General features: G+C 74.4%; 3 protein-coding genes. All 3 read left to right on the top strand.

Annotated elements, in window-relative coordinates; all coding sequences use genetic code 11:
* A partial coding sequence (locus tag HGA02_RS17985; protein WP_281357217.1) for a glutamate ligase domain-containing protein occupies positions 1-495 on the top strand: 495 nt, incomplete at its 5' end.
* Between the two features lie 4 nt (positions 496-499).
* Complete coding sequence (ftsW, locus tag HGA02_RS17980) at positions 500-1,726, top strand: putative lipid II flippase FtsW (protein WP_168680632.1); 1,227 nt, start codon at positions 500-502, stop codon at positions 1,724-1,726.
* Positions 1,719-1,865 (top strand): glycosyltransferase (locus tag HGA02_RS17975; RefSeq protein WP_343035589.1); only part of this gene is annotated, 147 nt, incomplete at its 3' end. The genes ftsW and HGA02_RS17975, both read left to right, overlap by 8 nt.

The raw sequence follows: 1,865 nt of genomic DNA, 5'->3' as shown, positions 1-1,865 counted from the left end.
GACGGGCTGCGCGCCTACGCACCCGGGGCGCACCGCATCGCGCCCGTCGGCGTCGTCGACGGGGTCGCGTACGTCGACGACTCGAAGGCCACCAACGCGCACGCCGCGGCCGCGTCGCTCGCGTCGTTCGCACCGGGCAGCGTCGTCTGGGTCGCCGGCGGGCTCGCGAAGGGCGCGACGTTCGACGAGCTCGTCGCGAGCCGCCGGGACCGCCTGCGCGGCGTCGTGCTCATCGGCGCGGACCGCGAGCCGCTGCGCGACGCGCTCGCCCGACACGCACCGGACGTCCCGGTCGTCGAGGTCGACCCCGGTGACACTGGGGCGGTGATGACCCTCGCCGTGCACGAGGCCCGACGGCTCGCGTCGGGCGCCCCCGCCGACGCCGTCACGGTGCTGCTCGCGCCGGCGTGCGCGTCGATGGACCAGTTCGCGTCGTACGCCGAGCGCGGCGACCGGTTCGCCGAGGCCGTGCGCGCGCTGCGCGAGGAGGGCTGACCCGATGGCCGACACCGCGACCGCGACGGCCGAGCCGCGCGGCTCGGCGCTCGGGCAGTGGAACTCCGCCGTCACGAGCTACTACGTGCTGCTGGGCGCCACGACGCTCCTGCTCGTCATCGGGCTCGTCATGGTCCTGTCGAGCTCGAGCGTCGAGTCGCTCGACGAGGGCAACTCGCCGTACGCGGTGTTCGCCGACCAGGCCAAGTTCGCGCTCATCGGCCTGCCCCTGCTCGTGATCCTGTCGCGCGTCCCCGTCCGCGTCATGCAGGCGTTCGCGTGGCCCGTGCTCGGCGCGGCGATCGTCTTCCAGCTGCTGGTCTTCGTGCCGGGGCTCGGCTGCGGCGAGGGCGGCAACCGCAACTGGGTGTGCGTCGGCGGCATGTCCGCGCAGCCGTCGGAGGCGATCAAGCTCGCGCTCGCCGTGTGGCTCGGGGCCGTGCTGGCCCGCAAGCTGCCGCTCCTGCACGAGTGGAAGCACGCGCTGATCCCCGTCGTGCCGATCGCCGGTCTGGCGGTGCTCGTCGTCCTCGCGGGCCACGACCTGGGCACGGCGCTCGTCCTGCTCATGCTCGTCGCGGGCGCGCTGTTCGTCGCCGGGGTGCCGCTGCGGATGTTCGGTCTCGCCGCGGTCGCGGGCGGCGCCGTCGCCTTCCTGCTGACGGTCACGAGCCAGAACCGGACCGACCGCATCACGTCCTGGCTGTCCACCGAGGGCTGCGACACGAGCAGCGCCTGCTACCAGACGCTGCACGGCGGCTGGGGCCTCGCGAGCGGCGGCTGGGGCGGCCTCGGGCTGGGGGAGAGCCGCGAGAAGTGGTCCTACCTGCCCGCGGCGCACAACGACTTCATCTTCGCGATCATCGGTGAGGAGCTGGGACTGATCGGCACGCTGCTCGTCCTCGGCCTGTTCGGCCTCATGGCGCTGGCGATGGTGCGCGTCATCCGCCGCCACCCGGACCCGTTCGTCCAGATCACGACGGGCGCGGTGCTGTGCTGGATCATCGGCCAGGCGTTCGTCAACGTCGCGGTCGTCATCGGCCTCGCACCCGTCATCGGCCTGCCGCTGCCGCTCGTGTCGGCGGGCGGGTCCGCGCTCATCATGACGATGGCGGCGCTCGGCGTCGTCATCTCGTTCGCGCGGTCCGAACCCGGCGCGGCCGAGGCCCTCGCGGCCCGACCCAGCGTCGTGCGGCGGTCCCTCGCGGTGATCGGGCGGTCCCGTGGCTGACGCGACACCGGGTGCCGTGCTGCTCGCGGGCGGCGGCACCGCGGGCCACGTGAACCCCCTGCTCGCCGTCGCCGACGCCGTCGCGGCCCGACGCCCGGGCGTCGTCCTGCGCGTGCTCGGCACGGCCGAGGGCCTCGAG

Origin of the sequence: Cellulomonas septica, assembly GCF_012396155.1 — a bacterium.
In the GTDB taxonomy this organism is placed as follows: Bacteria; Actinomycetota; Actinomycetes; order Actinomycetales; family Cellulomonadaceae; genus Cellulomonas; species Cellulomonas septica.
This window is presented reverse-complemented; position numbering and strand designations above follow the sequence as displayed.